At 73.9% G+C, this 924-nt stretch carries 1 protein-coding gene; it reads left to right on the forward strand.

Going from position 1 to position 924, the window contains the following annotated elements; genetic code table 11:
* Nucleotides 1–62: 62 nt before the first annotated feature.
* Nucleotides 63–924: serine/threonine-protein kinase (locus ACYVE9_RS28540; protein WP_461030780.1), on the forward strand; the 862-nt coding region annotated here is incomplete at its 3' end.

Here is a 924-nt window from a genome sequence, read left to right on the forward strand (position 1 = left end):
CGAACGGGCCGTCGCACCGGCGGCCGGCCCGGGGACGCGACAACGACCAGGGAGCCGATGACGTGCGGCCGGTAGGCAGCAAATATCTGCTCGAGGAGCCGCTCGGACGCGGCGCCACGGGCACCGTCTGGCGCGCCCGCCAGCGGGAGCGGGCGGGTGCCGAGGCGGCGGTCGCCGGACACCCGGGTGAACTGGTCGCCATCAAGGTCCTCAAGGAGGAGCTGGCCGGCGACGCCGACATCGTGATGCGCTTCCTGCGGGAGCGCTCGGTGCTGCTGCGGCTCACCCACGAGAACATCGTGCGCACCCGCGACCTGGTCGTCGAAGGTGACCTCCTGGCGCTCGTCATGGACCTCGTCGACGGCCCGGACCTGCACCGGTACCTGCGCGAGAACGGCCCGTTCACCCCGGTCGGGGCGGCCCTGATCACCGCGCAGATCGCCGACGCGCTCGCCGCCAGCCACGCCGACGGAGTGGTCCACCGGGACCTGAAACCGGCCAACGTGCTGCTCGCCGAGAGCGAGCAGGGCATGCGGCCGATGCTCACCGACTTCGGCATCGCCCGGCTCGCGGACTCCCCTGGCCTGACCCGCACCCACGAGTTCGTCGGCACACCCGCCTACGTCGCTCCCGAGTCCGCCGAGGGCAAACCGCAGACCTCCGCGGTGGACATCTACGGCGCCGGCATCCTGCTCTACGAGCTGCTCACCGGACGGCCCCCGTTCGGCGGCGGGTCCGCGCTGGAGGTGCTGCACCGGCACCTCAGCGAGGAGCCGCAGCGCCCGCCGCAGGTGCCCGAACCGCTGTGGACGGTGGTCGAGCGCTGCCTGAGCAAGGACCCCGACCGCCGCCCGTCCGCCGTCGCCCTGGCCCGGTCGCTGCGCACGGTGGCCGCGGGCCTGGCCCCCGGTGCCTCCTCGGAGG

The sequence above is a fragment of the Streptomyces sparsus genome (genome assembly GCF_054776295.1).